We start from the raw sequence: 23,385 nt of genomic DNA on the forward strand, positions 1-23,385 counted from the left end.
CCTGCGGTTTGAACAGCCATAGCCAGGAGTCAAGCATGCTCAATCAATTACGCATCGGACCAAAATTATTGCTGGCGCCCACCCTGGTCTTGCTGCTGCTGATACTCAGCTCGACCGGTGCCTGGTATGGCATGGTGCGGCAAAATGCCTCGCTGGAAAACATGGTGCTGGTGCGCATCGCGCATTTGAAGGCGGCCGCCGATGTCGTCGGCGAGGCCAAGCATGTGCATGGCAATATGTACCAGTTGCTGTCGTGGACGAATGGCAGCTTCGCCAAGGCCCGCCTCGATGCGCTGGAGCAACAGATCAAGGCGCGCCACGCGGCCATCGGCACCCAGCTGGCCACGCTGCGCTCCACGGCCACGGGTGCCGAGCGCACCCTGGTCGATGCGGCCATCACGGCCCTGGCCGGTTATCGCAAGGCCGTGCTGGAAACCATGGAAATGGCGCAGATGGACCAGTCGATCGCCACCAATTCCATGCTCAAGGCGGAAACGCAATTCGTCCAGTTCAATACGCAGCTGGCGCAACTGTCTGCCCTGGAAACAAAGCTCAGCAGCCAGGCCCATACGACGGCCAGCGCCGAGTTCCGCAGCCTGGGCTGGAGCCTGCTGCTGACCGTCCTGCTGTCGATCCTCGCCTCCATCGTGGTGACCATGCTGGTACGCCGCGCCATGCTGGTGGAAATCCGCGGCATTGCCGACGCCGTGCAAGACTTGGCGGCGGGCAAGCTGATGGCCGGCGCACCCAAGCAGGGCAATGACGAAATCGCCGCCACGTCGCGCGTGCTGGACCAGACCATCGCCCACCTGAACCAGACCTTGCGCACCATCATGGGCGCCGTGCAATCGATCGACACGGCCTCGCGTGAAATTGCCACCGGCAATCTGGATTTGTCGGCGCGCACGGAAATGCAAGCCAGTTCGCTGGAAGAAACGTCGAGCGCCATGGAAACCTTGACGGAAGCCGTCAACAACAATGCCGACAACGCCCAGCTGGCCTGCGACCTGGCGGGGCAAGCCTCCACCCTGGCCATGCAAGGGGGGGAGTCGATGCAGCAAGCGGTGGCGACGATGGCGACGATACGCGCCAATTCGCGCCAGATCGTGGATATTATCGGCGTGATCGACGGCATTTCCTTCCAGACCAATATCCTCGCGCTGAATGCGGCGGTGGAAGCGGCGCGCGCGGGCGAGCAAGGCCGCGGCTTTGCCGTGGTGGCGTCGGAAGTGCGTACCCTGGCGCAGCGCTCGGCGCAGGCGGCCAAGGAAATCAAGACCCTGATCGCCACCTCCGTCACCACCATCGATGGCGGCAGCGTGGCCGTGCAGCAAGCGGGCGACAGCATGGGCGCCATCGTGGCGTCGGTGCAGCAAGTCAACGAGATCATCCAGCGCGTGAAAGAGGCCAGCGCGGAGCAGGCCTCGGGCATCACGGAAGTCAACCATGCCGTGGCGCAAATGGATGGCGTCACCCAGCAAAACGCGGCCCTGGTGGAGCAGGCGGCGGCAGCGGCGGCCAGTTTGCAGGACCAGGCCGTCAAACTGTCGGCGGCGGTCAACGTCTTTACCCTGGATCAAGCGGCGCCGGCAACGCCCGCCAGCGCGGACGACGACGCCTTTCAAGACCCCGCCAGGATGCCCGCCCAGGAACGGCGCGCACTGCACAGCCCGCTACGCGGCATGCCCGGCATGCGTGGCGCGAAGGATGCGCCCCGGCGCCGGCGCGGCTAGCGAGGTAACTCAATGACAGGCGTGTGCATCGGTTTGCTCAGATAGCGCGAACCGGCCAGCACAAAGCGCCATGGCGTCTCCATCGCCCTGGAAATGCCGATGCGCGGCCCCGCCTGTACGGCAACCTCTTCCTCGCGCGCCAGCAGCATGAAGGGCGGCGCATCGAGCGCCAGGCGGTTCTGCCTATGCGTGACACCGAGCGCCTGGCACACCTTGCCCGGCCCCGAACACAGCAGCCGCGCATCCTCGACACCGCGCCGCTCGCGCATAGCATCGATGCCCGCCAGCGGTTCGATGGCACGGATCAGCACGCCTGCGCCATGCCCCGCTTCGCGGCAGACAAAGTTCAGGCACCAGTGAATGCCGTACGAGCGGTAGACATAGGCGTGCGCGGGCGGGCCGAACATGGCCGCATTGCGCGGCGTCAAGCCGCCATACGTGTGCGAAGCGGGGTCCAGCCGGTCATACGCCTCCGTTTCCACGATGCGCCCGCCCACGCCGTCGACCAGCACGGTCACGCCGATCAGCTGGCGCGCCACGCTGCTGGAATCGTCCGCAAAATCGATACCCGCGAGGATTTTTTTCATCCGGCAATTGTAATGCCACGCGCTCCGCCGCACGCCTTGTCTCGCCTTAAAAACAAATAAAACTTGATGTTTTTATCATTAATATCGGGATGGGCAGCGTCGCAAAATGCGGAAAATAGGGCGTGGACCAGGCCAAAACGGGGATTTTTTCCAGAATAGTTTGCACAGATGAACTATTGCCACGCATAAACAGCGATAATCGTCGGCACCGCGCCGGGCGCTCACGAGGCGGATGGCGGCAGCGCAACAAGATAACAACCAGGCAAGACAATGATGATGAGAGCGGCAGCGCAAAAGCAGGTAGTGCAGGAAGATCCGGTTGACGCCTTGATGCGTTCCATCCGTATCCCGCCGCGTCCCAGCCTGCTGGTCGACCTGCAGCGCGAACTGGCGGAAGACGACCCGTCGCCGCGCCGCATCGCGCGCATCATCGCCGACGATGTCGGCATGTCCGGCGCGCTGCTGAAATTGGCGAATTCGCCGTTCTATGGCGCCGCGCGCAAGGCCAAGTCCGTCGAGCAAGGCATCAACTTTCTCGGCATCAATCAATGCAGCGCCATGATGACGGGCTTGCTGGCGCGCCAGGCGCTGGAAGCGGAAGGCGTGGAACTGACCAACTTCTGGGATGTGTCGGCCAAGCGCGCACGCGCCTTGGTATTTACCTCGCGCAAGCTGCGCATCGCCCCGCCCGATATCGCGCATACCTTCGGCCTGTTCTGCGACATCGGCGTGCCCCTGCTGATGAACCGTTTCCCCGACTACGTCAACACCTATGCGGCGGCGGCCAACGATGCGCACAACTGTTTTACGGCCTTGGAAGACGCGCGCCACCAGACCAACCACGCGGCCATCGGCTGCTTGCTGGCGCGCAACTGGGGCCTGTCCTCCGACGTTTCCTGGGCGATTTTGCACCACCACGACTACAAGGTGCTGGCGGACCCGTCCACGGACGACGCCATCCGCTCGCTCGTCGCCCTGTCGCTGCTGGCCGAAAAGGGCATTCAGCGCTACCATGGCAACAGTACTTCGCTGGAGTGGGACAAGGGCGGCGAACTTGCTTGCCAGCATCTTGGCCTGTCGCAGGAAGAAGCCGCCGACCTACTCGACGAGCTGCACGAGATGTTCGATACCGACCATTGAGGTATCAGGCGGCCGCGTCCGCCTGTATGATCCGTCCCGGCGCCTGGCAAAGCCCTGGCGCCCGTTTCCGTTTGCCTGACCGTATTTCTTAACCTGTTGATCGCCATGCCCAAAAATAAGCGCCCTGTCCCCCGTAAATCCGCCAACACGCCTGAAGACAAGGATGAGTCCGTTACACGCATGCTGTGCACGATGGCCCTGAACCTGGCGGAGCAGGAAGACAGCGAATCGCAGGGCACGGTGCTGGCCGAGCAAGCCGTCGAGTTCGGCCGCCTGATCCGCAAGGCCCTGAATCAAAAGAAGGATGAAATCCTGTACGACGCCATCGAGCGTTCCAAGTACGAGGACGTGGGCGCCTACCAGTACCTGCGCGGCCATATCGAGGAAGCGGCGTCCATTTCCGTGATCCGCCGCGAAAACGCCCCGGCCATGGAAATCAACGCCTTCGTCGTGCCCCTGCTGGTGCAAAGCACGGGCGGCCTGAAGGAAGCGGACAGCTTCCAGGACCAGGACGCTTTCGAAGCGCTGGTGAAGAGTTTCCAGCAGGCACAACTGGAAAGCGCCAAGGCCAAGGTGGTCCTGATGAGCCATGCCTACGACCTCGATGAAATCGACCGCATCACCTACAGCCATTTGCACGATATGGTGCGCGATGCCTACTCGTCGATGACGGACAAGAAGATCGTCGCCACGCCGGGCCTGGAAAGCAGCATCGTCGGCTGGAGCGAGACGGCCTTCGGCCCGCAGGACACGGCCGTCGAACTGCGCTTCCTGCTGGGCTTTGCCCTGAAGCGCGTGGACGACCCTTTCTATGCGGAACCAAAGGATGAAGCGGCGCTCGACGCCTGGTTCGACGCGCGCATGGCCCGCTACCAGCAGTGGACGACGGAAGTGGGCGACCTGGTGAAACGCTGCCTGGCGCCGGCCGGCAGTGCCCTGGAAGTGAGTTTTCTGTACCAGGATCTGTTCCACGGTGGCAAGGAGCAAGGCATGAGCGAGTATGCGATGCTGCAGATGATGTCCGGCATCAACCATGCCTTGGCGGAAAACAACGTGGACGCTGCGGATGTCTCGGTGGTCGTCGGCCCGGCCGATGAGCATGGCGAAATGCTGTTGCGCGTCAACGTCAGCACGGCGGACGGCGCACTGCTGCACAGCGCCGACAAGCCGCTGGACCTGGCCGCCGACCTGCAGGACGAAGTCGACGACATCTGCGACGCGCTGGCCACCATCGGCGTCACCAACTTGTCCGTGGCGCTGAAATTCGATGCCAAGGGGCAGCCGGTGGAAGCGCAGCCGTACGCGCCTGCCTGAGTTTGCCCCTGCCGCCCGCCATCTCGACAGGCGGTAGTTATCAAGATACCATCTCCCGTTAGCGTGCGACCAGCCAGGCGCACCGTCCGGAGATGCGCATGCCCCAGCCGCAACTGATCAATATTGCCACCCATGTGCTGACCGGCAGCGCCGCCATCGGCCTGGGCTTGTTCCTGCTTGCGACCGCCAAGGGCACGCCGCAGCACCGTCGCCGCGGCAGGCTGTTCGCCTGGCTGACCTTGCTGGTCTGCGCCACGGCCGCCCTCGGCAACCTGCTGTTTGACTATCGCCCCGTCTTTGCCGTGCTGACCGTGCTGGTGCTGTACCAGCTGCTGAGCGGCTGGCGCACCGTCTACACGCGCGATGCCGGTCCGCAAGCCGTTGATGGCGCCATGACGGCGCTTGCGCTGATGGCGGGCGGGCTGATCCTGCTGCGCCTGCAGCACGATGCTTCCGGACAACAAGCCATCGTCGTGCTGTCATCGCTGGGCGGCTTGGCCGCCATCCTCGTCTACGACGGCGCGCGCTGGGCCTTTCCCCGCCGCTGGCATGGCGTGCTGTGGCGCTATGAACATATCTACAAACTGCTCGCCTCGCTGTTCGCCATGCTCTCGGCCGCCGCGGGCAACCTGCTGCGCATGGGCCAGCCTTGGACGCAGTTGGCGCCATCCGTGCTGGGCTTGATCTGCATCGCGTGGTTCTGGCGGCGCCAGTACCGGCAGGAGCAGGCGCGGCGCCACATGCTCAAGCTTGCCACCTGACATCAGCGGCGCAAAGACAGCCACGCCTGCAATTTCTGCGCATACGCCAAGGTATAGGCCGGGCTGCTCGACGGCAAGCTGACGATGCGGTAACGCTGCGCGTGTTCGCCCAGCACCTTGACGCCCAGCTTCGCGGCCGTGCCGCCGTTGAAGGCGATCGTGTGCAGCCGCGGCAGGCTGGCGGCCAGGGCCACCAGGTCGTTGTCGTCGCGGGCGCGGATATTGCTGTCCAGGCTGCCCGTGCGCTGCGCCTGCGCCACCACGTCCCACAAGCCCACGCCGTGCGCCAGCAAGCTGGCCAGACGCGCCTCATAGGGCAGGCTGGTCAAATCCACGCCCAGCACTTCTCCCAGCAGCATCCAGAACTTGTTTTGCGGATGCGCATAGTACTGGCTGTCCGCCAGCGATTTTTCGCCGGGCAGGCTGCCCAGTATCAGCAAGCGCGTGCCGGCGTCGACGACGGGATCGAAACAGCGCTTGCGCGCATCGGCAGCATGGTCTGGCAGGAAGGCTGGGCTGTTCAAATCAGATATCCGGAAGGGAAGACGAAGGAGCATTTTACCCGGCCACGCGACGGTGTAGAATTCCCGCACACCCCTCCCTCTACAAGAGACCGCCCATGCGCACCATCGACACCCTGCTGGCCCAGTATGGCGAAAGCCACCGCAACCACGTCAATGAATGGGTGCACATCGTGTGCGTGCCGCTGATCGTTTTCAGCCTGCTGGGGCTGCTGTGGAGCGTGCATCCCAGCGTGGCGCTGCTCGGCAGTATTCTGGCCTTATACTATTACTACAAGCTGTCGCGCCCGTTTGCGGCGGGTATGCTGGCGATGCTGGCCGTCATGCTGGGCCTGCTGCTGCTCATGCCGCCGCTGACTATTTTGCCCGCGTCGCTGGCACTGTTCGTGCTGGCCTGGATAGGCCAGTTCATCGGCCACCAGATCGAAGGCAAGAAACCGTCGTTTCTCGACGACTTGCGCTTTTTGCTGGTGGGTCCGCTGTTCGTGCTGGGATTTTTGTACCGGCGCCTGCGGCTGGCGTATTGAGCGGCAGGTGGTCCCTTGGTCACGCGGGACCGGTAACAGATTTTTACTATTCGCAACTAGTTATATGCGGCAAGTGTCCTTATGATAAGTCATCATCTGCCGGTCGACGCAATCGGCAACCAACTTTTGTCCAAGGGAGTCCTACATGAAAGCACCAATTATTGCAGTGGCATTGCTCGCCACCCTGGCCGGCTGCGCCGTACAACCGAACTCGGCGAATGTGTACAACGCGCGCCAGGCACAGAATGAACAATCGGTTCGCATGGGCACGGTGGAATCCGTGCGCCAGGTAACCATCGACAAGGGCGAAACGGGCACGGGCGTGCTGGCTGGCGCGGCGCTGGGCGGCGTGGCCGGCTCGACAGTCGGAGGCGGCAAGGGCGCCATCGCGGCCAGCATCCTCGGCGCGGTAGCCGGCGGCATGGCCGGCAAGAGCATCGAAGCGAATGCCTCGAACAAGCCCGGCCTGGAAATCACCGTGCGCCTGGACAATGGCGACATGCGCGCCATCGTGCAAGACGCGGACGAACTGTTCCGTCCGGGCGAGCGCGTGCGCCTGCTGTCGGATGGCCGCAAGACCCGCGTCACCCACTGATCTGCTTGCCGGCGCATGCGCTCAGCCGAATGCGCCGGCAGCGATGAGCAAAGTCGAGGGCGACATGCCCTCATGCAGCCAGACGGCAATCCATGTTGCCACGATGACATACACAAGCACGCTCCATATTTTGATCTGCAGTGAGGCTGGCATGGCGGTCTCCGTTCAAAGATGCAATTCAGAAAACATTTACTTGATATTAAAGTAAATATTTTCATAAATTCAACATTCTCCAGAAGCACTGCGCTGGCTCAATACTGGAGTGTCTCCTCCTGCGCATGCCGCCCATCCAGATGGCAAGCTCGACCGGGAGACGCGATGCCCGTATACTTGCGCGATGTCCTCTCCTCTCCTGTTCATCATTGCCTGCCTGATCTGGGGCTCCACTTTCTGGGCCATCACCTTGCAGCTGGGCGATGTCGCCCCCGCCGTGTCCGTCGTCTACCGCTTCGGCCTCGCGTCCGCCACCCTGTTTGCCTGGTGCGCCTTGCGCGGCGACCGCCTGCGCCTGCCCTGGCGCGCGCAAAAATGGATGCTGCTGCAGGGCCTGGCCTCGTTCGCCCTCAGCTATGTGTGCACCTACAGTTCGGAGCAATACCTGGTCTCGGCCCTCGTCAGCGTGCTGTTCGCGCTGATGGTGTTCTGGACGCCCTTGCTCAACCGCATCGCCTTCGGCACCCCCATCACCTGGAGCACCTGCTGCGCCGCGTTTGTCGCCATCTGCGGCATCGTGCTGCTGTTTTACCAGTCCATCGGCGCGGCGCTGCACGATATGCTCGGCGGCGGCAATGGCCATTTCCTGCTCGGTTTCATGCTGGCCCTGGTGGCCACCGTGTCGAGCACGGTGGGCAATGCCCTCGTCATGAAAGTGCGCGAACAATCCGGCAACGTGATGCTGACCATGGCCTGGACCATGCTGTGGGGCACCTTGATGGTCGCCGCCTGGGCCATCGCCACGGGCCAGTCCTGGCAATTGCCTACGCGCACCAGTTACTGGATGGGATTGCTGTACCTGGCCATCTTCGGCTCGGTGATCGCCTTCAGCGCGTATTTCACTTTAATCGCACGCATCGGCACGCAAAAGACCGTGTATATCGGCGTCGTCACGCCCGTCATTTCCGTGCTGCTGTCGGTGCAGTTCGAACATTACCGGCCCGCCCCCATCGAATGGGTAGGCATGGTGCTATGCCTGTCCAGCGTGGCTTGGGCCCTGACGTCGGGCGCGCGCAAGACGGCTGCCGCATCCTCTCTTTCCACCACTCCATCCGCAAAGGCAACATGAGCACCTCTTCCTCCCTCGCCATCCGTCCCGCGACCGCATCCGACGTGGCTGCCATCTTCGGCATGATCCACGAACTGGCCGTGTTTGAAAAACTCGAGCACATGATGATCGCCAAGGAATCCATGCTGCACGACAGCCTGTTCGGCAAGCACCCCGCGTGCGAAGCGCTGGTGGGCGAGGAAGACGGCACGGTCGTGACCTTCGCCTTGTTCTTCCACAACTTTTCCACCTTCCTGTGCCGCAAGGGGCTGTACCTGGAAGACCTGTATGTGAAGCAATCGGTGCGCGGCAAGGGCTATGGCAAGCAGATGCTCGTGGCACTGGCGCAACTGGCCGTCGAACGCGATTGCGGCCGCTTCGAATGGTCGGTGCTGGACTGGAATGACAACGCGATCAACTTCTACAAGGGCATGGGCGCGGACGTGATGCCGGACTGGCGCATCTGCCGCGTGGCTGGCGATGCCTTGACGCAATTGTCGGCGGGCACGCCGAAAGCGGCCTGATTGGAATTGTAGCGAGGCAACTGACAATGTAAGTTCCCCAAAAAAAATCCCCGCGGGCTAGCGGCACCGCGGGGTGAACCCATTGTCAAGTGGGAGGGGGAGAATGCAATCAACGGTTATCAATATAAACGCTACGACTGGTCACCGCGCCGACCTTTACATTTGCTTACCGGGCCTTACATTTTCCTTAAAGCTGACACCTAACTGTCCACCATTTGCGACAGTTTATTTCCGTGGTTCAATCAATGTGCCGTGCAAGCCGATATGTTGTTGCGCAACGCCACTGCCACCCTGCGCATTTTTATAGATTTGGTACACTGTCAGGCAGGCGATGCAGCCAGCAACCACGGCAAAAATGACCATGCGACGCTCCTTGAATATGCTTGAAGGTATCAGGGGGATCCAAGCCTGCGGCCGATGATGGCCAGACAGGGAAGATTCAGTTTGGCATCTTCTGCTGGTGGGGCATTGCGGAATATCAAACGCGTCAAAATGACGGCGCGCTGGCGTTTGATGCGACGCAAAATGGCGGCAATGCGCTCACACACAATGAACGAATCAATGAACGAATCGTTACGCATACGGGAGCCACATCATGAATGTCTCTGCCAAACCGCTCGTCATGAAAATCTACCGCGCCTACCTGCGTTCCCGCCTGGAACGCTACACGCGCGACTTGCAAGCCATCGCCGAACAGCGCGAGAACGACTTCCAGGCTGAACGCATCCTGCACCAGGCCGTCGTCTCGGTGCGCTCGAAACTGCACTCGCTGTAACCGTGATGCGGTCAGTGCTGCCGGCCGGCCACGGCCCAGCGCTCCACCAGCTCGAACAGGCCCTGCGTCAGCAGGGCCAGCACGGCTGCGGGGATCGCGCCGGCCAGCAGCATGTCGTTGTCGTTCAGCGCCAGGCCGATGGTGATGCGTTCGCCATAGCCGCCCGCGCCGATGAAGGCGGCGATGGTGGCCGTGCCCACGCTCATCACGGCCGCCGTTTTCACGCCCGCCAGCATGACGGGCAAGGCCAGCGGCAAGTCCACGTGCAGCAGGCGGTCGCGCCGGCTCAAACCCAGCGCCAGCGCCGCCATGCGCAAGCCTTGCGGCACCTGCAAGATGCCCGTGCACGTGTTGCGCACGATGGGCAGCAAGGCGTACACGAATAGCGCTACCAGCGCCGGCACGGTGCCGATCATGCCCAGCACGGGAATCAATATCGCCAGCAGGGCCAGCGACGGCACCGTCTGCAGCACGCCGACGAAAGCCAGCACCGTTTGCCGCAGCGGCGCCGAAAACGCCGCCAGCACGCCCAGCGGAATGCCGATCAGGCACGCCAGCGCGACCGACAGCAGCACCAGGGTCAGGTGCTGGCGCGTCAGGGTCCACAGATCGTCGCCGATGATTTTATCGAGCAGGGTACTGCGCGCGGCGGCCGGCTTATTTGCCCGCGTGCCGGACGCCAGCCACTGCCGCGCCACGCCGGCAAAGCTCTTGCCGTCGATTTCCACGGCTGCATTCATGGTGATCATGTCGGCCTCGCTGATGCGCCCCTGCAGCGCCTGCAAGGCTTGCCAGGCGGCGGGAAAGCGCTGCGGCACGTCGAGCCGGTACAGCAGCATGGCGTCGTAGCGGGGAAAATACTGCTGCGTGTCGGCCAGCACGCGCAAGCCGTACTGGCGGATCTTCGCATCCGTCGAATAGATGTCGATCACGTCCACCTGGCGCTGCGCCAGCGCTTCATACGCAATGCCGTGATCGAGGCCGCGCGGGCGCTGCGGCAAGCCATAGCGCGCGGCCAGGCCCGGCCAGCCATCGACCCTGCCGATGAATTCATGCGACAGGCCGAATTTCAGGGCCGGGTGCTGGGCCAGCTGCGCCAGGCTGGCGATGGATTGTTCATCGCCGCGCATGGCCAGCGCATAGGTATTGTTAAAGCCCAGCGGCACGGCCACGCCCAGCCCCAGCGCCGCCAGCTCGCGCCGCATCTGATCCAGATCAATCGGTTTGTCGTGCTTGAGGATTTCGCCGGCGATGGTGCCCATGTATTCGGCATACACGTCGATGCTGCCCGCCTGCAGCGCGGCCAGCACGATGGCCGTGTTGCCCAGGCCCTGGCGGTGCTGCGCCGCAACGTGCGGCGCGGCGCTCTGCTGGATGATCTCTCCGAGGATGTACGATTCCGTGAAGCGCTTCGAACCCACCTTCAAGGTGCCGCCATCCATGGCAAGGGAGGACATGGGCGCGGCGGCGAAGACAAGTAACAACAGCAAGTAAAACGGCAAATAAGCAGCACGCACGCGGCGCTCCAGGACGGATGATCAATCCGGCAAGCTTACCACCGGCGCGCGCCAGACACCGCCATGCACCACGCCCGCGCACGGGTTCAGGCCCAGCGCATATGCCAGGTCGGCCGGGCGCGCGATGCGCCACAGGGCGAAATCGGCGCGCTTGCCCACCGCCAGGCTGCCCGTTTCCTGCTGCAGGCCCAGCGCGCGCGCCGCGTGGCACGTGGCACCGGCCAGCGCTTCCTGCGGCGTCAGGCGCCACAGGGTGCACGCCATGTTCATCGCCAGCAGCAATGACGTCATGGGCGAGGTGCCCGGGTTGCAATCGGTGGACACTGCCATCGGCACGCCCGCCGCGCGCAAGGCCGCGACAGGCGGCGGCTGCGTCTCGCGCAAAAAGTAATATGCACCCGGCAGCAGCACGGCCACCGTGCCGTGTTTTGCCATGGCGGCGACGCCCTCCTGCGACAGGAATTCCAAATGGTCGGCCGACAGGCCGCCATGGCGCGCCACCAGCGCCGCGCCGCCCAGGTCCGACAGCTGCTCCGCATGCAGTTTTACAGGTAAACCCAGGCCTTGCGCCGCGTCAAACATGCGCTGCGTTTGCGCCGGCGTAAAGCCGATGCGCTCGCAAAACGCGTCGACGGCGTCCACCAGGCCATCGCCAGCCAGCCGGGGCAGCATCTGCGCGCACAGCAGGTCGATATAAGAGTCGGCCTGGCCCGCGTATTCGGGCGGCAGCGCGTGCGCGCCGAGAAACGTGGTGCGCACGGTGACCGGAAGCTGCTTCCCTATCCTGCGCGCCACGCGCAGCATCTTCGCCTCGCTGTCCGCATCCAGACCGTAGCCGGACTTGATTTCCAGCGTAGTCACGCCTTCGGCCAGCAGCGCCAGCACGCGGGGCAGGCTTTGCCGCAGCAATTCGTCGTCGCTGGCCGCGCGCGTGGCGCGCACGGTGGACATGATGCCGCCGCCGGCGCGGCTGATGTCTTCATAGCTGGCGCCATTCAGGCGCGCCTCGAATTCGTCGCTGCGGTTGCCCGCGTGGACGATGTGCGTATGGCAGTCGATCAGGCCGGGCGTCAGCCAGCAGCCCTGGCCGTCAATCAGCACCGCACCGCTGGCCGGCAGCTCGTCGCCGGGGCCGAACCAGGCGATACGACCATCCTTGACGGCGATGGCCGCGTCCAGCAGTTCGCCATAGCCGTGCTCCATGGTGGCCAGGTGGACGTTGTGGATGACCATGTCCCAGTCTTGCATCGCTTTTCTCTCCTAGATGAACAGGTCGACGCGGAACACGGCCGTGCGCTGCAAGGCGTCGAGCCGCCATTCCTGCGCATCGTCGACGTCCAGCAGCAGCGCGTCATGGCGGGCCAGCGCAAACTGCTGGTCGCCACCGCGCGCCAGCACGGCCCCCTCGCCGGCGACAAACAGCAGGGTGGCCGCGCTGCGCCGTACCAGCTTGCCCGGCGCCGTGATTTTTCCCAGCTGGTGGCGGCAGCGGTCGCGCCGCGTCATCACATTGAAGTCCGTCGTCGGCCCCTTGACTTGCGCCTCCACGGCGGCCTCGCCGGGAAACCACAGCATCGGTTGTGCCGCGTTCAAGGTCACCTTGCGCGTGCCGTCGAGCGTCAGCTGCACGCTGTCGCCATCGACCAGCATCAGGCTGCGGTCGATGCCGGGAAAGCTGGAAAACGGCCCGCTGGCCGTGATCGTCGCCAGGCTGATACGCCAGTCAAAATCGTCGAAACCGGCGCCCGGGGGAGAAATGGCGATTTCCGTCGTGCTGCCGCCGCCGTTTTTCCACGGCGCGGCGCGCAGGTATTCCTGTGGGATGAAGGTCGCCATCAGAGCGCCCTCAGTTGCGCCAGGGTGCGCTTGTAGGCGGTGGCGATGGCATCCTGCGCCACGTGGCGCCCATCGCGCACCTGCCACTGGCCGCCGCACAGCACGTCGCGCACCAGCCTGTCGTTGCCGCAGAAGATAAAACTGCCCAGCACATCGGCGATGGCCACGCCGCACAGGTTCACATGCGCGTCGTCGAGCACCAGCACGTCGGCGCGGCAGCCCGGCGCCAGGGCACCGAGCCTGCGTCCGGACGCCTGCGCGCCCCCCTGCAAGGCCGCCTGCCACAGATAGTCGCCCACATGGCGCTGCTCCGGCGTGGCGGCCACGTTGCGCTGCTGCCGCTGCAGGCGCTGGCCATATTCGAGCCAGCGCAATTCCTCCACCGGCGACTGCGACACGTGGCTGTCGCTGCCGACGCCAAAACGCCCGCCGGCGGCGATGAATTCGGCCAGCGGAAACAGGCCGTCGCCCAGGTTCGCTTCCGTCGTCGGGCACAGGCCCGCCACGGCGCCGCTGGCGGCCATCAGCGCCACTTCATCGGGCTGCACATGCGTGGCATGCACGAGGCACCAGCGCGCATCGACGTCGACCTGGTCGTACAAATACTGCACCGGGCGCCGGCCGCTGTAGTCCAGGCACTGGCGCACCTCGCCCTGCTGCTCGGCGATGTGGATGTGGATCGGGCGGCCCGCAGGCAGCGCTTGCGCCACTTCGCGGATCTGCGCCACACCGGCCGCGCGCAGCGAATGGGGCGCAAAGCCCACTTCCACCTGCCCGCCCCGCTGCGGCGCCAGCGCCTCGACGATGCGCAAGACATCGTCCGCCCCCGTGCGGAAACGCGCCTGCTCGGGTTTGAGGGACTGCTCGCCGAAGCCCGCATGGCTGTACAGCACGGGCAGCATGGTCATGCCGATGCCGCTGACGCGCGCCGCGGCCAGCACCCGTTCGGCCGTTTCGGCGGGACGCGCATACAGCGCGCCGCCCGCATCGCGCTGCAGGTAGTGGAATTCGCAGACGGACGTGTAGCCATGGCGCAGGCATTCGGCAAACAGCTGCGCGGCGATGGCCTCCATCTGCTCCGGCGTGATGTGGCGCGCGAAACGGTACATCAGCTCGCGCCAGGTCCAGAAGCTGTCCGGCGCATCGCCAGCGCCATCGCCGGCGACTTCCGTCATGCCGCCCAGCGCCCGCTGGAAGGCATGCGAATGCAGGTTGACCATGCCGGGCAAGACATATTCGGCCACTTCCACGCCTGACGGCGGCGTGGCGCCCTCCTTGACGTGCGTCAAGTCGCCGGCCGCATCCCATTCCAGCAGCACGTCGCGGCGCCAGCCTTGCGGCAGCAGCGCGTGGCGCGCGAACAGACAGGTACTCAATGCGCCACCCACGCCACGGCCGCTTCCATCATCTGCCGCAGCAGCGGCTGCACCCGGGCTGCCAGGTCGGGCCGGTAGCCGAATGGCGCCGATTCGTCCATGCCAGGTTCATTCATGTACAGGCACTGGCACATCTCCAGCTGGATCGCATGCACGCGGCCTGCCGGCTGGCCGTAATGGCGCGTGATATGCCCGCCCTTGAAGCGGCCGTTGAGCGCCACGGTAAACTGTTCCTGCGCGCGCGCGATATCCACCACGGCGGACGTCAGGCCCGCATCGCAGCTGGCGCCATCGGCCGTGCCGAAGTTCAGGTCGGGCAGCTTGCCGTCGAAGAAGCGCGGCACATGCGAGGCGATGGAATGGGCATCCCACAGCACCACGGCGCCATGCACGCGCAGCAGCCGGTCCAGTTCCGCGCGCAGCTGCGCATGATACGGCGCCCAGTAGCGCTGCAATCGGCGCTGCACGTCGGCCGCATCGGGCTCCTTGCCGGCCAGGTACAGCGGCTCGCGGTGGAAGGTATCGTTGGGCAGCAAGCCCGTCGTATCCTGGCCCGGATACAGATTCGTGTCTTCCCGCGGGCGGTTCAAGTCGATGGTGTAGCGCGACCAGCGCGCCGACAGCACGGACGCATCCATCTCCTGCAAAAAGCCGTACAGCTCGCGCAAATGCCAGTCCGTGTCGGCCTTGACCAGGGCCTGCGGCGTCATGCGCGCGGCGATATCGTCCGGTATGTCGGTGCCCACGTGGGGCATCGACACGAGCAGCGGGATGCTGCCTTCATTAAAGCGGAAATCCATGCCTGTCTCCTTGCGCCCGCTCAAGCGTACAGCGGGGCGAACAAATTCTTGCAGGTGCTGCTCAATTCACCCTGCAGCACCATCTGCTTGGCCGCCTCGATATCGGGCGCAAAAAAGCGGTCGGCGTCGAAGAACGGCACCTTCTGGCGCAGCTGGTGATGCACGTGCTCCAGGTGCGGCGAGGTTTTCAGGGGACGGTGGAAATCGATGCCCTGCGCGGCGGCCAGCAGCTCGATGCCGACGATGACGGCCGTGTTGTGCGCCATGTCGCCCAGGCGGCGCCCGGCGAACGTGGCCATGCTCACGTGGTCTTCCTGGTTGGCGGACGTGGGCAGGCTGTCGACGCTGGCCGGATGGGCGAGCGACTTGTTTTCCGACGCCAGTGCGGCGGCCGTCACGTGGGCGATCATGAAGCCGGAATTGACGCCCGGGTCGCGCACGAGGAACGGTGGCAGGCCGGAGAGCGTCGCATCGATCAGCAGCGCGATGCGGCGCTCGGCCAGCGCGCCGATTTCGGAAATCGCCAGCGCCAGGGTGTCGGCGGCAAACGCCACCGGCTCGGCATGGAAATTGCCCCCCGAGACGATTTCCGCCTGCCCGTTGTGGCCATCCTGGAAAATCAGCGGATTATCCGTGACGGCATTGGCTTCGATCAGCAGGGTGCGGCCAACGTTGCCGATCAAATCGAGGCAGGCGCCCATGACTTGCGGCTGGCAACGCAGGCTGTACGGGTCCTGCACGCGCTCGTCGCCCTCCAGGTGCGAGGCGCGGATGGCGCTGTTGGCCACCAGCTGGCGGTACATCTGTGCGGCCAGGATCTGCCCCGGCTGGCCCCGCACGGCGTGCACGCGCGCGTCGAACGGCGCATCGCTGCCCTTGGCCGCGTCCAGCGACAGCGCGCCCGTGACCATGGCCGCTTCCAGCAGGCGCTCGGCCATGAACAGCCCGTGCAGCGCCAGCGCGTTCGACACCTGCGTGCCGTTGATCAGCGCCAGCCCTTCTTTTGCCGCCAGCACGACGGGCGCGATGCCCGCCTGCGCCAGCGCCTCGGGCGCCGGCATCAGTTCGCCGTTGACGCGCACGTCGCCCACGCCCAGCATGGCCAGGGTCATATGCGACAGGGGCGCCAGGTCGCCCGAGGCACCGACGGAGCCCTTGGCGGGAATGGCCGGCATGATGCCCGCGTTGTACAGGGCGATCAGGGTGTCGACGATCAGCGGACGCACGCCGGAAAAGCCGCGCGCCAGGCTGCCGATCTTCATCAGCATGATCAGGCGCACGACGGCGTCCGACAGCAGCTCTCCCGTGCCGACGGAATGCGACAGGATCAGGTTGCGCTGCAATTGCTCGAGTTTTTCATCGGGGATGCGCGTCTTGGCGAGCAGGCCGAAACCCGTGTTGATGCCGTAGGCCGCATCGCCCTTGGCGACGATGGCTTGCACGGCGGCGGCCGACGCCTCGATGACGGGATAGGCCTCGGCGGCGAGGATCAGTTTCGCGGGCGCGGCCCAGACGGCGCGCAGGTCGCCCAGGGTCATCGCGCCCGGTTTCAGGGTCCAACTTTTGGAGTGCTGTGTCATAGTCATTCGCGTCTAAGTCTCAAGGAAGCATGGGAAGAATCAGGCCGTTGCGCTTGGCGCAGGCGGCCGCGGTTTCATAGCCGGCATCGGCATGGCGCATGACGCCCGAGCCGCTGTCGTTGACCAGCACCCGGGCCAGGCGTTTCGCCGCCGCTTCGCTGCCGTCGGCCACGATGACCATGCCCGCATGCTGAGAATACCCCATTCCCACGCCGCCGCCATGGTGCAGCGAGACCCAGGTGGCGCCGCCGGCCGTGTTGAGCATGGCGTTGAGCAGCGGCCAGTCGGAGACGGCGTCCGTGCCGTCCTTCATGCTTTCCGTCTCGCGGTTCGGGCTGGCGACGGAACCCGTGTCCAGGTGGTCGCGGCCGATGACGATGGGCGCCTTCAGTTCGCCCGTGCGCACCATCTCGTTGAAGGCCAGGCCGGCGATGTGGCGCTCGCCCAGTCCCAGCCAGCAGATGCGCGCCGGCAGGCCCTGGAAGGCAATGCGCTCGCGCGCCATGTCCAGCCAGTGGTGCACCTGCTTGTGGTGCGGGAACAGCTCCTTGATCTTCGCATCCGTTTTATAGATGTCTTCCGGGTCGCCCGACAGGGCCACCCAGCGGAACGGCCCCCGCCCTTCGCAAAATTGCGGGCGAATATACGCGGGCACGAAGCCGGGGAAGTCGAAGGCGTTCTGCACGCCCTGGTCGAACGCCACCTGGCGGATGTTGTTGCCGTAATCGACCGTGTGCACGCCCATGGCGTGGAAATCGAGCATGGCCTGCACGTGGGCGGCGCAGGAATCGGCGGCGGCCACCGTCAGGCGCGCGTGGCGCTGCGGGTCCTGCTGCGCCGCCTTCCAGTCCGACACGCTCCAGCCGCGCGGCAGATAGCCGTTGACCAGGTCGTGCGCGGACGTCTGGTCCGTCACCAGGTCCGGCACCAGGCCGCCCGCCTTGGCGCGGCGCACCAGTTCCGGCAGCACTTCGGCCGCGTTGCCCAGGAGGCCGATGGAAATGGCTTCCTTGCGCTCGGTATGGTATTTGACCAGCGTCAAAGCTTCGTCCAGGCTGGCCGCCTGCTTGTCCAGGTAGCGCGTGCGCAAACGGAAGTCGATGCTGCTTTGCTGGCATTCGATATTGAGCGAAACGGCACCGGCCATGGTGGCGGCCAGCGGCTGCGCGCCACCCATGCCGCCCAGGCCCGCCGTCAGGATCCAGCGCCCGCCCCAGTCGCCGCCGAAATGCTGGCGTCCCGCCTCGGCGAAGGTTTCATACGTGCCCTGCACGATGCCCTGCGTGCCGATGTAGATCCAGCTGCCGGCCGTCATCTGGCCGTACATGAACAGGCCCTGGCGATCGAGTTCGTTGAAGTGTTCCCAGTTGGCCCATTTCGGCACCAGATTGGAGTTCGCGATCAGCACGCGCGGCGCGTCCGCGTGGGTCTGGAACACGCCCACCGGCTTGCCGGACTGGATCAGGAGAGTCTGGTCGTCTTCCAGCTCGCGCAGCGAGGCGAGGATCTGGTCGAAACAGGCCCAGTTGCGGGCGGCGCGGCCGATGCCGCCGTAGACGACCAGGTGCTGCGGATTTTCCGCCACTTCCGGGTCCAGGTTGTTTTGCAACATGCGGTAGGCCGCCTCGGCCTGCCAACTCTTGCAAGCCATGACCGTGCCGCGCGGGGCGCGGATGGTACGGCTGGCATCAAAGCGTGGATCGGTGTCCATTGTGCTGTTCATGCTGTCTCCTCGTAGGGTGCGAGCGGACATGCGTGGTCCGCTCTGGTACTCCCAGCATAGGTTGTCTATACAACCAAGTCAACAGGTTTTTGCAAGCGCAAACTGCCTATTTTTTCTCGAACACGCGCTTGCCCGCCACCCACGTCTGCAGCACCTGCGTCTTGCCGATGGCCGCTGGCGCGACGGTAAACAGGTCCTGGTCGACGACGATAAAATCCGCCCATTTGCCCGCTTCCAGCGTGCCGATGACCTTTTCCTGATGCGCCGCCCAGGCCGCGTCCAAGGTGAAGCAGCGCAGCGCCTCGGTGACCGTCATGGCTTGCTGCGGATACCAGCCGCCGGCCGGGAACCCCTCGCTGTTTTGCCGCGTGACGGCCGCGTGAATGCCCTCGAACGGGTTCGGCGACTCGATGGGGAAGTCGGAGCCGCAGGCGATGCGCGAACCCTGCTTGAGGAAGGTGCGCCACGCATATGCGCCCTTGATGCGTTCGTGGCCCACGCGCTGCTCCGCCATGTTCTGGTCGGACGTCGCGTGCGTGGGCTGCATCGACGGCACGATGCCCAGCGCCTTGAAACGGGGGATGTCGGACAATTGCACCACCTGCGCGTGCTCCATGCGGTGGCGCAGGCCCACGCTATGGTATTGCGCGATCAAGGCCTGGTAGCCGTCGAGGATTTGATGGTTGCCCGCGTCGCCGATGGCGTGCACGTTCACCTGGTAGCCGGCACGCATGGCTTTTTCCATCTTCGCGCGCATGGCGGCGTCCTTGTAGAACAGCAGGCCGCTGGTAGAAGGATCGTCGCTGTACGGCGCCAGCAGGGCCGCGCCGCGGCTGCCCAGGGCGCCGTCGGACAGCAGTTTGACGGCGCGCAAGGCGTACATGTCGCGCGCATAGCTTTTTAATGGGCCGTTTTTCGACAGCGCGTCGAAGTCGTCCGTCGTGTCGGCAATCATGCCGTAGACGCGCACCGTCAGCTTGCCGTGGTCCGCGTAGTCGCGGAACAGCCGGTCCTGCATCTGGCCGATGCCCGCATCGTGCACGCTGGTCAAGCCCGCCTGCGACAGCTGCGCCAGCGCGCCATCGAGGGCGGCGCGGTTTTCCACGTCGCCCGGCTTGGGCAGCACGGCATCCATCAAGTCCATGGCATTGTCGACCAGCACGCCGGTGGCATTGCCGTCCGCATCGCGGACTATCTTGCCGCCGGCCGGATCCGGCGTGGCGGGCGTGATGCCGGCCAGCGCCAGCGCGCGGCTGTTGGCCCAGCCCGCGTGGCCATCGACCCGGCGCAGCCACACGGGCCGCGCGCTTTCCGCCGCATCGAGTTCTGCGGCCGTGGGAAAGCGCCCCAGCTTCCAGATTTCCTGGTTCCAGCCGCTGCCGACGATCCAATTGCGCTCGGGATGCGCGCGGGCGAAGTCGCCCACGGCCTGCACGGCGGCCTGCAGCGACGACGAACCGTACAGCATCACGCCGCTGGCGATCGTCCCCAGGCCGAACACGTGGCCGTGCGCGTCGATCAGGCCCGGCAACACGGTCTTGCCCTGCACGTCGATGTGCGTGGCGCCCCTGGCCGCCTTGCGCTTCACCTGCGCGGCGCTGCCGACGGCGAGCAGCTTGCCCCCGTCGTCAAAGGCCAGCGCCGTGAAGCGGACCACCTTGCCGGCAGCATTGAGCGTGTAGCCGTTGGCATTGTCGATGACGGTATCGGCGTGAACGTGGCCAAGGGCGCCCAGGCAGGCGAGCGTGAGCAGGGTACGGCGCAAGGGCAAGGTCGGCATTTCCATCTCCAGGTCTTTTAATTTAAGTCAATGAGCGAAAAGACGAGTGTATAGAAATTGGCAAAATGGTCAATCAGGCAGCAGCGGGTTGCCGCAGCAGCAGCCAGTAATCGCAGCCCGTGACGGCTTCCGCGTAACGCCCCGCCACCACGAAGCCCAGGCGGGCATAAAACGGCAGGCTGCGCTCATTGTAGGTCTCCAGGAAGCACGCGGCGCCCGCCGCATCGACGGCGGCCAGGCCCGGCGCCAGCACGGATGCACCCAGTCCCCGGCCCTGCGCGTCCGGGGCGATGCCGGCGATCGACAGATACCACGCGTCCTGCAGACCATGCGGCGCCAGCGCGTGCTCCATGTTTTCGACGATGGCCGTGAAATGGGCGTAGCCCTGCTCTCCCAGCAGCACGCGCAAGGCAGCCGCGCGCTGCGCGTAGGCGGCCTGGCGCCGGGCTGCCGGCGTGTCCGTCGTCCAGATGGCGGCGCCATTGCCCGCCTCATTGCACCCATCGCCAGCCAGGTCGACGCGGCCCGCCTGCCAGCCTTCGTCCAGCGCCAGCGCGAAGTACGCTTCCAGCATGGCCAGCCGCGCCGCTTCGTCGTCGCCGCAGGCCACCGTGACGGCGCGGTAGAACGGGTCGCCGATCAGGGCGGCGGCCAGGCTGCGGGCGGCTTGCGATGCTTCATTATGGGGGGCGCTGGACATGGGTTCTCTTTCTTCTCATCGTAACGGGGAAACGCCGGGCATCTTAACGCAAGCGCCCAAGCCTTGCGCTCGGTCAATACCTCCCCGCCACCGCTGGCCTACGCTGGCGTTTTATCGCGGAGGTTCCATGGCCAGGCACCATGTCATCAGCACCACCGCGTGCGACGTGTTCTTCAAGCTCGTGGCCCACCAAAAGAAAAGCCTGGGCGCGCGCTTCGACAGCATGATCGTCACCTTCAGCGCCGACGGCCGATCCGTGCTGGGCGCGACCCTGCGCAACGCGACAAGCGGCTGCGAACTGCACCGCTTGGCCGGCCAGCCCGACGAATGCTGGTGCTGCGGCTACGACGAACAGCTGGAATTCGTCTCGCAAAACAAGGTGCCGCTGGCGCACGCCGACTACCGGCTCACCTTGAGCAATGGCGAAACGTGGACGGGCACGACGGATGCGAAGGGACGCACGGGGCGCGTCACCAGCAAGCGGGAAGAGCAAATTACCCAGGCCGAATTCCTGCCGCACGCGGACAAATCGCCATGCTGCGCCGCCGCGCCCAAACACGCGGCGCCAGCCGTCAAGATCGTCCTGCTGGAAGGCATCAAGACGACCGACAAGGACGTCGGTTCGTCCGTCAAACAGGTGAAAGTGAAGGACAAGGTTCGCCCGCTGACCAGGGGCGAGATCGACATGGCGTGGATGCTGTTCCAGGATGCGATCGACTACGGCAAGGTCAAGGTGCATGGCGAACCATATCTATGGTTTGGTTTGCAACCAAAGGATGTGGCCATGACGCCGGATGGGGAGATTTATTTTCATGAGTCGGAGTATCAAGAGGATTTTTCCATAGCTCAGCCAATAGACAAAAACTGGTTCATGCATGAAATGGTCCATGTCTGGCAGTATCAATTGGGCTATCCGGTTGCATTGCGTGGGGCGATCCGTTTCGGATTGAATTACACGTATTTTTTAAAGCGAGGAAAAAAACTATCTGACTTCAACATGGAGGCACAGGGCAACTTACTGGCAGATTATTTCGGACTAAGGTATTTGAAAACACCAAAAGCTATGAATCAAAAAGAATACCGGAACTCCCTGATTCTCTACGAAGAGGTGATCAATGAATTTCTTAAAAATAGAAAAAGCAAGACCAATCTTCCTGGAAATGACATTGACCATGAGCCTTTGTTTGACATGCCGTGACGCGTACCCGATGTCCCGCATGGCCGAAGCCGAGATTAGCGCTTTCAAAGGCATACCATGCTTTACCATTTCAAAAAAAGAAGAAAGCCGCAATGGAACACCAATGCTGGGCGCACTCATGGTTTACGATATCTCCATAAAGCCGCCTGTAGAGGTCTGGTCCTTCATTCTCCCTGGAGCGACGACCCTACCCATGCATGCAAAAACCTGCTATTTGTATGGCCAAGTACCAGCAGGAGCCGAATCGACTGCCGCGACGATGTTGAAAAAAGGCAGGATGTACAGCGTCTTCTTGAATGGCAGGCCGGATGACCCGTCTGACTCGACCCGTGGCTATAAAGGGAAATTCTGTCTCATCGCGACAGCTAACGGTGGTCAACAGGTCACTCCCATCAAGCGCGATATGCCGGCCTGGATAGATGAAATTTGCCCAGCAAACATCCCAGCACAAAAAGGCCAATAATGCCCATCTGCCACAAGAGCCTATTGGTACCTATGGCTACATGGGAAAGTTTTGCATAGTAGCCACGGCCACTGGTGAACGAAAAATCATCGCCATTGGCAGCGACACGCCAGCGTGGAAACAGGATAGTTGCCCGGAGCATTCGCTCATCAGATAGTGCAAAGATCGCCATGCCATATCGTCACACACTGTTATTCCTGCTTGCCGCCTTGACGAGCATCAATGCCTCGGCGTGGTCGCGCATGGGCACCGCCGCCGTCATGACTGAGGCGGGCCTTCCCTGCTTCAAAATTGCCAGCGAAGAGGAACGCTCAAGGGGGCCAGTCAGCCTGAAGATGCTGACGATCAGCACACCTGGGCCGAATGGCTGGAAAGATGTATGGACGGTCATGTTTCCCAATGCCTCGTTTGGCGATCCCAGCTATCGCCTGCCAAGCAAGGGATGCGTGCGCTATGGCAAGGCACCCGAGGGGGCCGAGAGCAGCGATACCGCGCCGCTGCTTGCGGGAAAAGTGTATGGCGTATCCTTCCTGGGAAGGCCACCTTCCGCATCCGATCCTACTTCGCGCTACTCGGCAGATTTTTGCCTGCTCACGGCACCCGCCGGGGGTTTCCAGGTGATTCAGCTGACAAATGGCAAGAATACCTGCGCTCCCGAAGAAAAACCAAGATAG

Annotated in this window: 26 protein-coding genes; 12 read left to right on the top strand and 14 right to left on the bottom strand. The window is 64.0% G+C overall.

The window, feature by feature from the left end; translation table 11 throughout:
• The first annotated feature begins 35 nt into the window (after window positions 1–35).
• Window positions 36–1,733 carry a methyl-accepting chemotaxis protein gene (locus AC1RJW_RS10635; RefSeq protein ID WP_493044887.1) on the top strand — a complete coding sequence of 566 codons (1,698 nt, stop codon included), beginning with the start codon at window positions 36–38 and terminating at the stop codon, window positions 1,731–1,733.
• On the opposite strand, the gene AC1RJW_RS10640 is transcribed toward AC1RJW_RS10635, so the two are convergent.
• Complete coding sequence (locus tag AC1RJW_RS10640) at window positions 1,730–2,320, bottom strand: DNA-3-methyladenine glycosylase (protein WP_493044888.1); 591 nt, start codon at window positions 2,318–2,320, stop codon at window positions 1,730–1,732. The genes AC1RJW_RS10635 and AC1RJW_RS10640 overlap by 4 nt on opposite strands.
• Before the next feature lie 273 nt (window positions 2,321–2,593).
• Between AC1RJW_RS10640 and AC1RJW_RS10645 the strand changes: the two genes are divergently transcribed.
• From AC1RJW_RS10645 to AC1RJW_RS10655, 3 genes are all read left to right on the top strand, one after another.
• Complete coding sequence (locus AC1RJW_RS10645; RefSeq protein WP_493045154.1) at window positions 2,594–3,460, top strand: HDOD domain-containing protein; 867 nt, start codon at window positions 2,594–2,596, stop codon at window positions 3,458–3,460.
• Between the two features lie 105 nt (window positions 3,461–3,565).
• Window positions 3,566–4,774 carry a hypothetical protein gene (locus AC1RJW_RS10650; protein ID WP_493044889.1) on the top strand — a complete coding sequence of 403 codons (1,209 nt, stop codon included), beginning with the start codon at window positions 3,566–3,568 and terminating at the stop codon, window positions 4,772–4,774.
• A 98-nt stretch (window positions 4,775–4,872) separates the two neighbouring features.
• Window positions 4,873–5,535: a DUF2306 domain-containing protein gene (locus AC1RJW_RS10655; RefSeq protein WP_493044890.1), complete on the top strand. Its 663-nt coding sequence runs from the start codon at window positions 4,873–4,875 to the stop codon at window positions 5,533–5,535.
• Window positions 5,536–5,537: 2 nt separating this feature from the next.
• Here AC1RJW_RS10655 and AC1RJW_RS10660 read toward each other — a convergent pair whose 3' ends face one another.
• The gene (locus AC1RJW_RS10660; RefSeq protein ID WP_493044891.1) at window positions 5,538–6,059 is read right to left on the bottom strand and encodes a DNA-deoxyinosine glycosylase; all 522 of its coding nucleotides are present in this window, start codon (window positions 6,057–6,059) and stop codon (window positions 5,538–5,540) included.
• A 95-nt stretch (window positions 6,060–6,154) separates the two neighbouring features.
• On the opposite strand from AC1RJW_RS10660, the gene AC1RJW_RS10665 reads away from it, so the two are divergent.
• Both AC1RJW_RS10665 and AC1RJW_RS10670 read left to right on the top strand, forming a co-directional pair.
• Window positions 6,155–6,583, top strand: a complete 429-nt coding sequence (locus AC1RJW_RS10665; protein WP_493044892.1) for an Mpo1 family 2-hydroxy fatty acid dioxygenase — start codon at window positions 6,155–6,157, stop codon at window positions 6,581–6,583.
• Between the two features lie 145 nt (window positions 6,584–6,728).
• Window positions 6,729–7,178: an outer membrane lipoprotein gene (locus tag AC1RJW_RS10670; protein ID WP_034780449.1), complete on the top strand. Its 450-nt coding sequence runs from the start codon at window positions 6,729–6,731 to the stop codon at window positions 7,176–7,178.
• A 21-nt stretch (window positions 7,179–7,199) separates the two neighbouring features.
• On the opposite strand, the gene AC1RJW_RS10675 is transcribed toward AC1RJW_RS10670, so the two are convergent.
• Complete coding sequence (locus AC1RJW_RS10675; protein WP_326456461.1) at window positions 7,200–7,331, bottom strand: hypothetical protein; 132 nt, start codon at window positions 7,329–7,331, stop codon at window positions 7,200–7,202.
• A 184-nt stretch (window positions 7,332–7,515) separates the two neighbouring features.
• Between AC1RJW_RS10675 and AC1RJW_RS10680 the strand changes: the two genes are divergently transcribed.
• Both AC1RJW_RS10680 and AC1RJW_RS10685 read left to right on the top strand, forming a co-directional pair.
• Window positions 7,516–8,460, top strand: a complete 945-nt coding sequence (locus AC1RJW_RS10680; RefSeq protein ID WP_493044893.1) for a DMT family transporter — start codon at window positions 7,516–7,518, stop codon at window positions 8,458–8,460.
• Complete coding sequence (locus tag AC1RJW_RS10685) at window positions 8,457–8,963, top strand: GNAT family N-acetyltransferase (RefSeq protein ID WP_493044894.1); 507 nt, start codon at window positions 8,457–8,459, stop codon at window positions 8,961–8,963. Before AC1RJW_RS10680 ends, AC1RJW_RS10685 begins: the two co-directional genes overlap by 4 nt.
• Window positions 8,964–9,188: 225 nt before the next feature.
• Here AC1RJW_RS10685 and AC1RJW_RS10690 read toward each other — a convergent pair whose 3' ends face one another.
• Window positions 9,189–9,326 carry a hypothetical protein gene (locus tag AC1RJW_RS10690; RefSeq protein ID WP_157751284.1) on the bottom strand — a complete coding sequence of 46 codons (138 nt, stop codon included), beginning with the start codon at window positions 9,324–9,326 and terminating at the stop codon, window positions 9,189–9,191.
• A 29-nt stretch (window positions 9,327–9,355) separates the two neighbouring features.
• Window positions 9,356–9,544: a hypothetical protein gene (locus AC1RJW_RS10695; protein ID WP_493044895.1), complete on the bottom strand. Its 189-nt coding sequence runs from the start codon at window positions 9,542–9,544 to the stop codon at window positions 9,356–9,358.
• Between the two features lie 14 nt (window positions 9,545–9,558).
• Between AC1RJW_RS10695 and AC1RJW_RS10700 the strand changes: the two genes are divergently transcribed.
• Window positions 9,559–9,738, top strand: a complete 180-nt coding sequence (locus AC1RJW_RS10700; protein WP_034746290.1) for a hypothetical protein — start codon at window positions 9,559–9,561, stop codon at window positions 9,736–9,738.
• A gap of 11 nt (window positions 9,739–9,749) precedes the next feature.
• Here the strand turns inward: AC1RJW_RS10700 and AC1RJW_RS10705 are convergent, their stop codons facing one another.
• From AC1RJW_RS10705 to AC1RJW_RS10745, 9 genes are all read right to left on the bottom strand, one after another.
• Window positions 9,750–11,195, bottom strand: a complete 1,446-nt coding sequence (locus AC1RJW_RS10705) for a glycine betaine ABC transporter substrate-binding protein (RefSeq protein WP_493045155.1) — start codon at window positions 11,193–11,195, stop codon at window positions 9,750–9,752.
• A gap of 81 nt (window positions 11,196–11,276) precedes the next feature.
• Window positions 11,277–12,503: an imidazolonepropionase gene (gene hutI, locus AC1RJW_RS10710; protein WP_493044896.1), complete on the bottom strand. Its 1,227-nt coding sequence runs from the start codon at window positions 12,501–12,503 to the stop codon at window positions 11,277–11,279.
• Window positions 12,504–12,515: 12 nt separating this feature from the next.
• On the bottom strand, window positions 12,516–13,091 hold the full coding sequence (locus AC1RJW_RS10715) for a HutD/Ves family protein (protein WP_493044897.1): 576 nt from the start codon (window positions 13,089–13,091) through the stop codon (window positions 12,516–12,518).
• Window positions 13,091–14,467 carry a formimidoylglutamate deiminase gene (locus AC1RJW_RS10720; RefSeq protein ID WP_493044898.1) on the bottom strand — a complete coding sequence of 459 codons (1,377 nt, stop codon included), beginning with the start codon at window positions 14,465–14,467 and terminating at the stop codon, window positions 13,091–13,093. Before AC1RJW_RS10720 ends, AC1RJW_RS10715 begins: the two co-directional genes overlap by 1 nt.
• Entirely contained in the window at window positions 14,464–15,267 is an 804-nt protein-coding gene (gene hutG, locus AC1RJW_RS10725; protein WP_493044899.1) for an N-formylglutamate deformylase, read from the bottom strand. The genes AC1RJW_RS10720 and hutG overlap by 4 nt, the downstream gene beginning before the upstream one ends.
• 20 nt (window positions 15,268–15,287) lie before the next feature.
• A complete protein-coding gene (hutH, locus tag AC1RJW_RS10730) occupies window positions 15,288–16,847 on the bottom strand; it encodes a histidine ammonia-lyase (RefSeq protein WP_493044900.1) in 1,560 nt (519 codons plus the stop codon).
• Between the two features lie 19 nt (window positions 16,848–16,866).
• Window positions 16,867–18,570, bottom strand: coding sequence for a urocanate hydratase (gene hutU, locus AC1RJW_RS10735; protein ID WP_493044901.1), 1,704 nt, complete (start codon window positions 18,568–18,570; stop codon window positions 16,867–16,869).
• Window positions 18,571–18,676: 106 nt separating this feature from the next.
• Entirely contained in the window at window positions 18,677–20,350 is a 1,674-nt protein-coding gene (locus tag AC1RJW_RS10740; RefSeq protein WP_493044902.1) for an amidohydrolase, read from the bottom strand.
• A 73-nt stretch (window positions 20,351–20,423) separates the two neighbouring features.
• The gene (locus AC1RJW_RS10745; RefSeq protein ID WP_493044903.1) at window positions 20,424–21,050 is read right to left on the bottom strand and encodes a GNAT family N-acetyltransferase; all 627 of its coding nucleotides are present in this window, start codon (window positions 21,048–21,050) and stop codon (window positions 20,424–20,426) included.
• 127 nt (window positions 21,051–21,177) lie between these two features.
• Between AC1RJW_RS10745 and AC1RJW_RS10750 the strand changes: the two genes are divergently transcribed.
• The 3 genes from AC1RJW_RS10750 (at window position 21,178) to AC1RJW_RS10760 (ending at window position 23,385) form a co-directional block, all read left to right on the top strand.
• The gene (locus tag AC1RJW_RS10750; RefSeq protein ID WP_493044904.1) at window positions 21,178–22,248 is read left to right on the top strand and encodes a hypothetical protein; all 1,071 of its coding nucleotides are present in this window, start codon (window positions 21,178–21,180) and stop codon (window positions 22,246–22,248) included.
• Between the two features lie 19 nt (window positions 22,249–22,267).
• Window positions 22,268–22,711, top strand: a complete 444-nt coding sequence (locus tag AC1RJW_RS10755) for a hypothetical protein (RefSeq protein ID WP_493044905.1) — start codon at window positions 22,268–22,270, stop codon at window positions 22,709–22,711.
• 170 nt (window positions 22,712–22,881) lie between these two features.
• Window positions 22,882–23,385 carry a hypothetical protein gene (locus AC1RJW_RS10760; protein WP_493044906.1) on the top strand — a complete coding sequence of 168 codons (504 nt, stop codon included), beginning with the start codon at window positions 22,882–22,884 and terminating at the stop codon, window positions 23,383–23,385.

It is taken from the genome of Janthinobacterium sp. GW822-FHT07A03 (assembly GCF_058798815.1).

Excerpts from the sequence above, each read along its gene's own strand:
- AC1RJW_RS10635 (WP_493044887.1), top strand. The coding sequence starts at position 36 with ATGCTCAATCAATTACGCATCGGACCAAAATTATTGCTGGCGCCCACC.
- AC1RJW_RS10640 (WP_493044888.1), bottom strand. The coding sequence starts at position 2,320 with ATGAAAAAAATCCTCGCGGGTATCGATTTTGCGGACGATTCCAGCAGC.
- AC1RJW_RS10645 (WP_493045154.1), top strand. The coding sequence starts at position 2,594 with ATGATGAGAGCGGCAGCGCAAAAGCAGGTAGTGCAGGAAGATCCGGTT.
- AC1RJW_RS10650 (WP_493044889.1), top strand. The coding sequence starts at position 3,566 with ATGCCCAAAAATAAGCGCCCTGTCCCCCGTAAATCCGCCAACACGCCT.
- AC1RJW_RS10655 (WP_493044890.1), top strand. The coding sequence starts at position 4,873 with ATGCCCCAGCCGCAACTGATCAATATTGCCACCCATGTGCTGACCGGC.
- AC1RJW_RS10665 (WP_493044892.1), top strand. The coding sequence starts at position 6,155 with ATGCGCACCATCGACACCCTGCTGGCCCAGTATGGCGAAAGCCACCGC.
- AC1RJW_RS10670 (WP_034780449.1), top strand. The coding sequence starts at position 6,729 with ATGAAAGCACCAATTATTGCAGTGGCATTGCTCGCCACCCTGGCCGGC.
- AC1RJW_RS10675 (WP_326456461.1), bottom strand. The coding sequence starts at position 7,331 with ATGCCAGCCTCACTGCAGATCAAAATATGGAGCGTGCTTGTGTATGTC.
- AC1RJW_RS10680 (WP_493044893.1), top strand. The coding sequence starts at position 7,516 with ATGTCCTCTCCTCTCCTGTTCATCATTGCCTGCCTGATCTGGGGCTCC.
- AC1RJW_RS10685 (WP_493044894.1), top strand. The coding sequence starts at position 8,457 with ATGAGCACCTCTTCCTCCCTCGCCATCCGTCCCGCGACCGCATCCGAC.
- AC1RJW_RS10690 (WP_157751284.1), bottom strand. The coding sequence starts at position 9,326 with ATGGTCATTTTTGCCGTGGTTGCTGGCTGCATCGCCTGCCTGACAGTG.
- AC1RJW_RS10695 (WP_493044895.1), bottom strand. The coding sequence starts at position 9,544 with ATGCGTAACGATTCGTTCATTGATTCGTTCATTGTGTGTGAGCGCATT.
- AC1RJW_RS10700 (WP_034746290.1), top strand. The coding sequence starts at position 9,559 with ATGAATGTCTCTGCCAAACCGCTCGTCATGAAAATCTACCGCGCCTAC.
- AC1RJW_RS10705 (WP_493045155.1), bottom strand. The coding sequence starts at position 11,195 with ATGTCCTCCCTTGCCATGGATGGCGGCACCTTGAAGGTGGGTTCGAAG.
- hutI (WP_493044896.1), bottom strand. The coding sequence starts at position 12,503 with ATGCAAGACTGGGACATGGTCATCCACAACGTCCACCTGGCCACCATG.
- AC1RJW_RS10715 (WP_493044897.1), bottom strand. The coding sequence starts at position 13,091 with ATGGCGACCTTCATCCCACAGGAATACCTGCGCGCCGCGCCGTGGAAA.
- hutG (WP_493044899.1), bottom strand. The coding sequence starts at position 15,267 with ATGGATTTCCGCTTTAATGAAGGCAGCATCCCGCTGCTCGTGTCGATG.
- hutH (WP_493044900.1), bottom strand. The coding sequence starts at position 16,847 with ATGACACAGCACTCCAAAAGTTGGACCCTGAAACCGGGCGCGATGACC.
- hutU (WP_493044901.1), bottom strand. The coding sequence starts at position 18,570 with ATGAACAGCACAATGGACACCGATCCACGCTTTGATGCCAGCCGTACC.
- AC1RJW_RS10740 (WP_493044902.1), bottom strand. The coding sequence starts at position 20,350 with ATGCCGACCTTGCCCTTGCGCCGTACCCTGCTCACGCTCGCCTGCCTG.
- AC1RJW_RS10745 (WP_493044903.1), bottom strand. The coding sequence starts at position 21,050 with ATGTCCAGCGCCCCCCATAATGAAGCATCGCAAGCCGCCCGCAGCCTG.
- AC1RJW_RS10750 (WP_493044904.1), top strand. The coding sequence starts at position 21,178 with ATGGCCAGGCACCATGTCATCAGCACCACCGCGTGCGACGTGTTCTTC.
- AC1RJW_RS10755 (WP_493044905.1), top strand. The coding sequence starts at position 22,268 with ATGGCCGAAGCCGAGATTAGCGCTTTCAAAGGCATACCATGCTTTACC.
- AC1RJW_RS10760 (WP_493044906.1), top strand. The coding sequence starts at position 22,882 with ATGCCATATCGTCACACACTGTTATTCCTGCTTGCCGCCTTGACGAGC.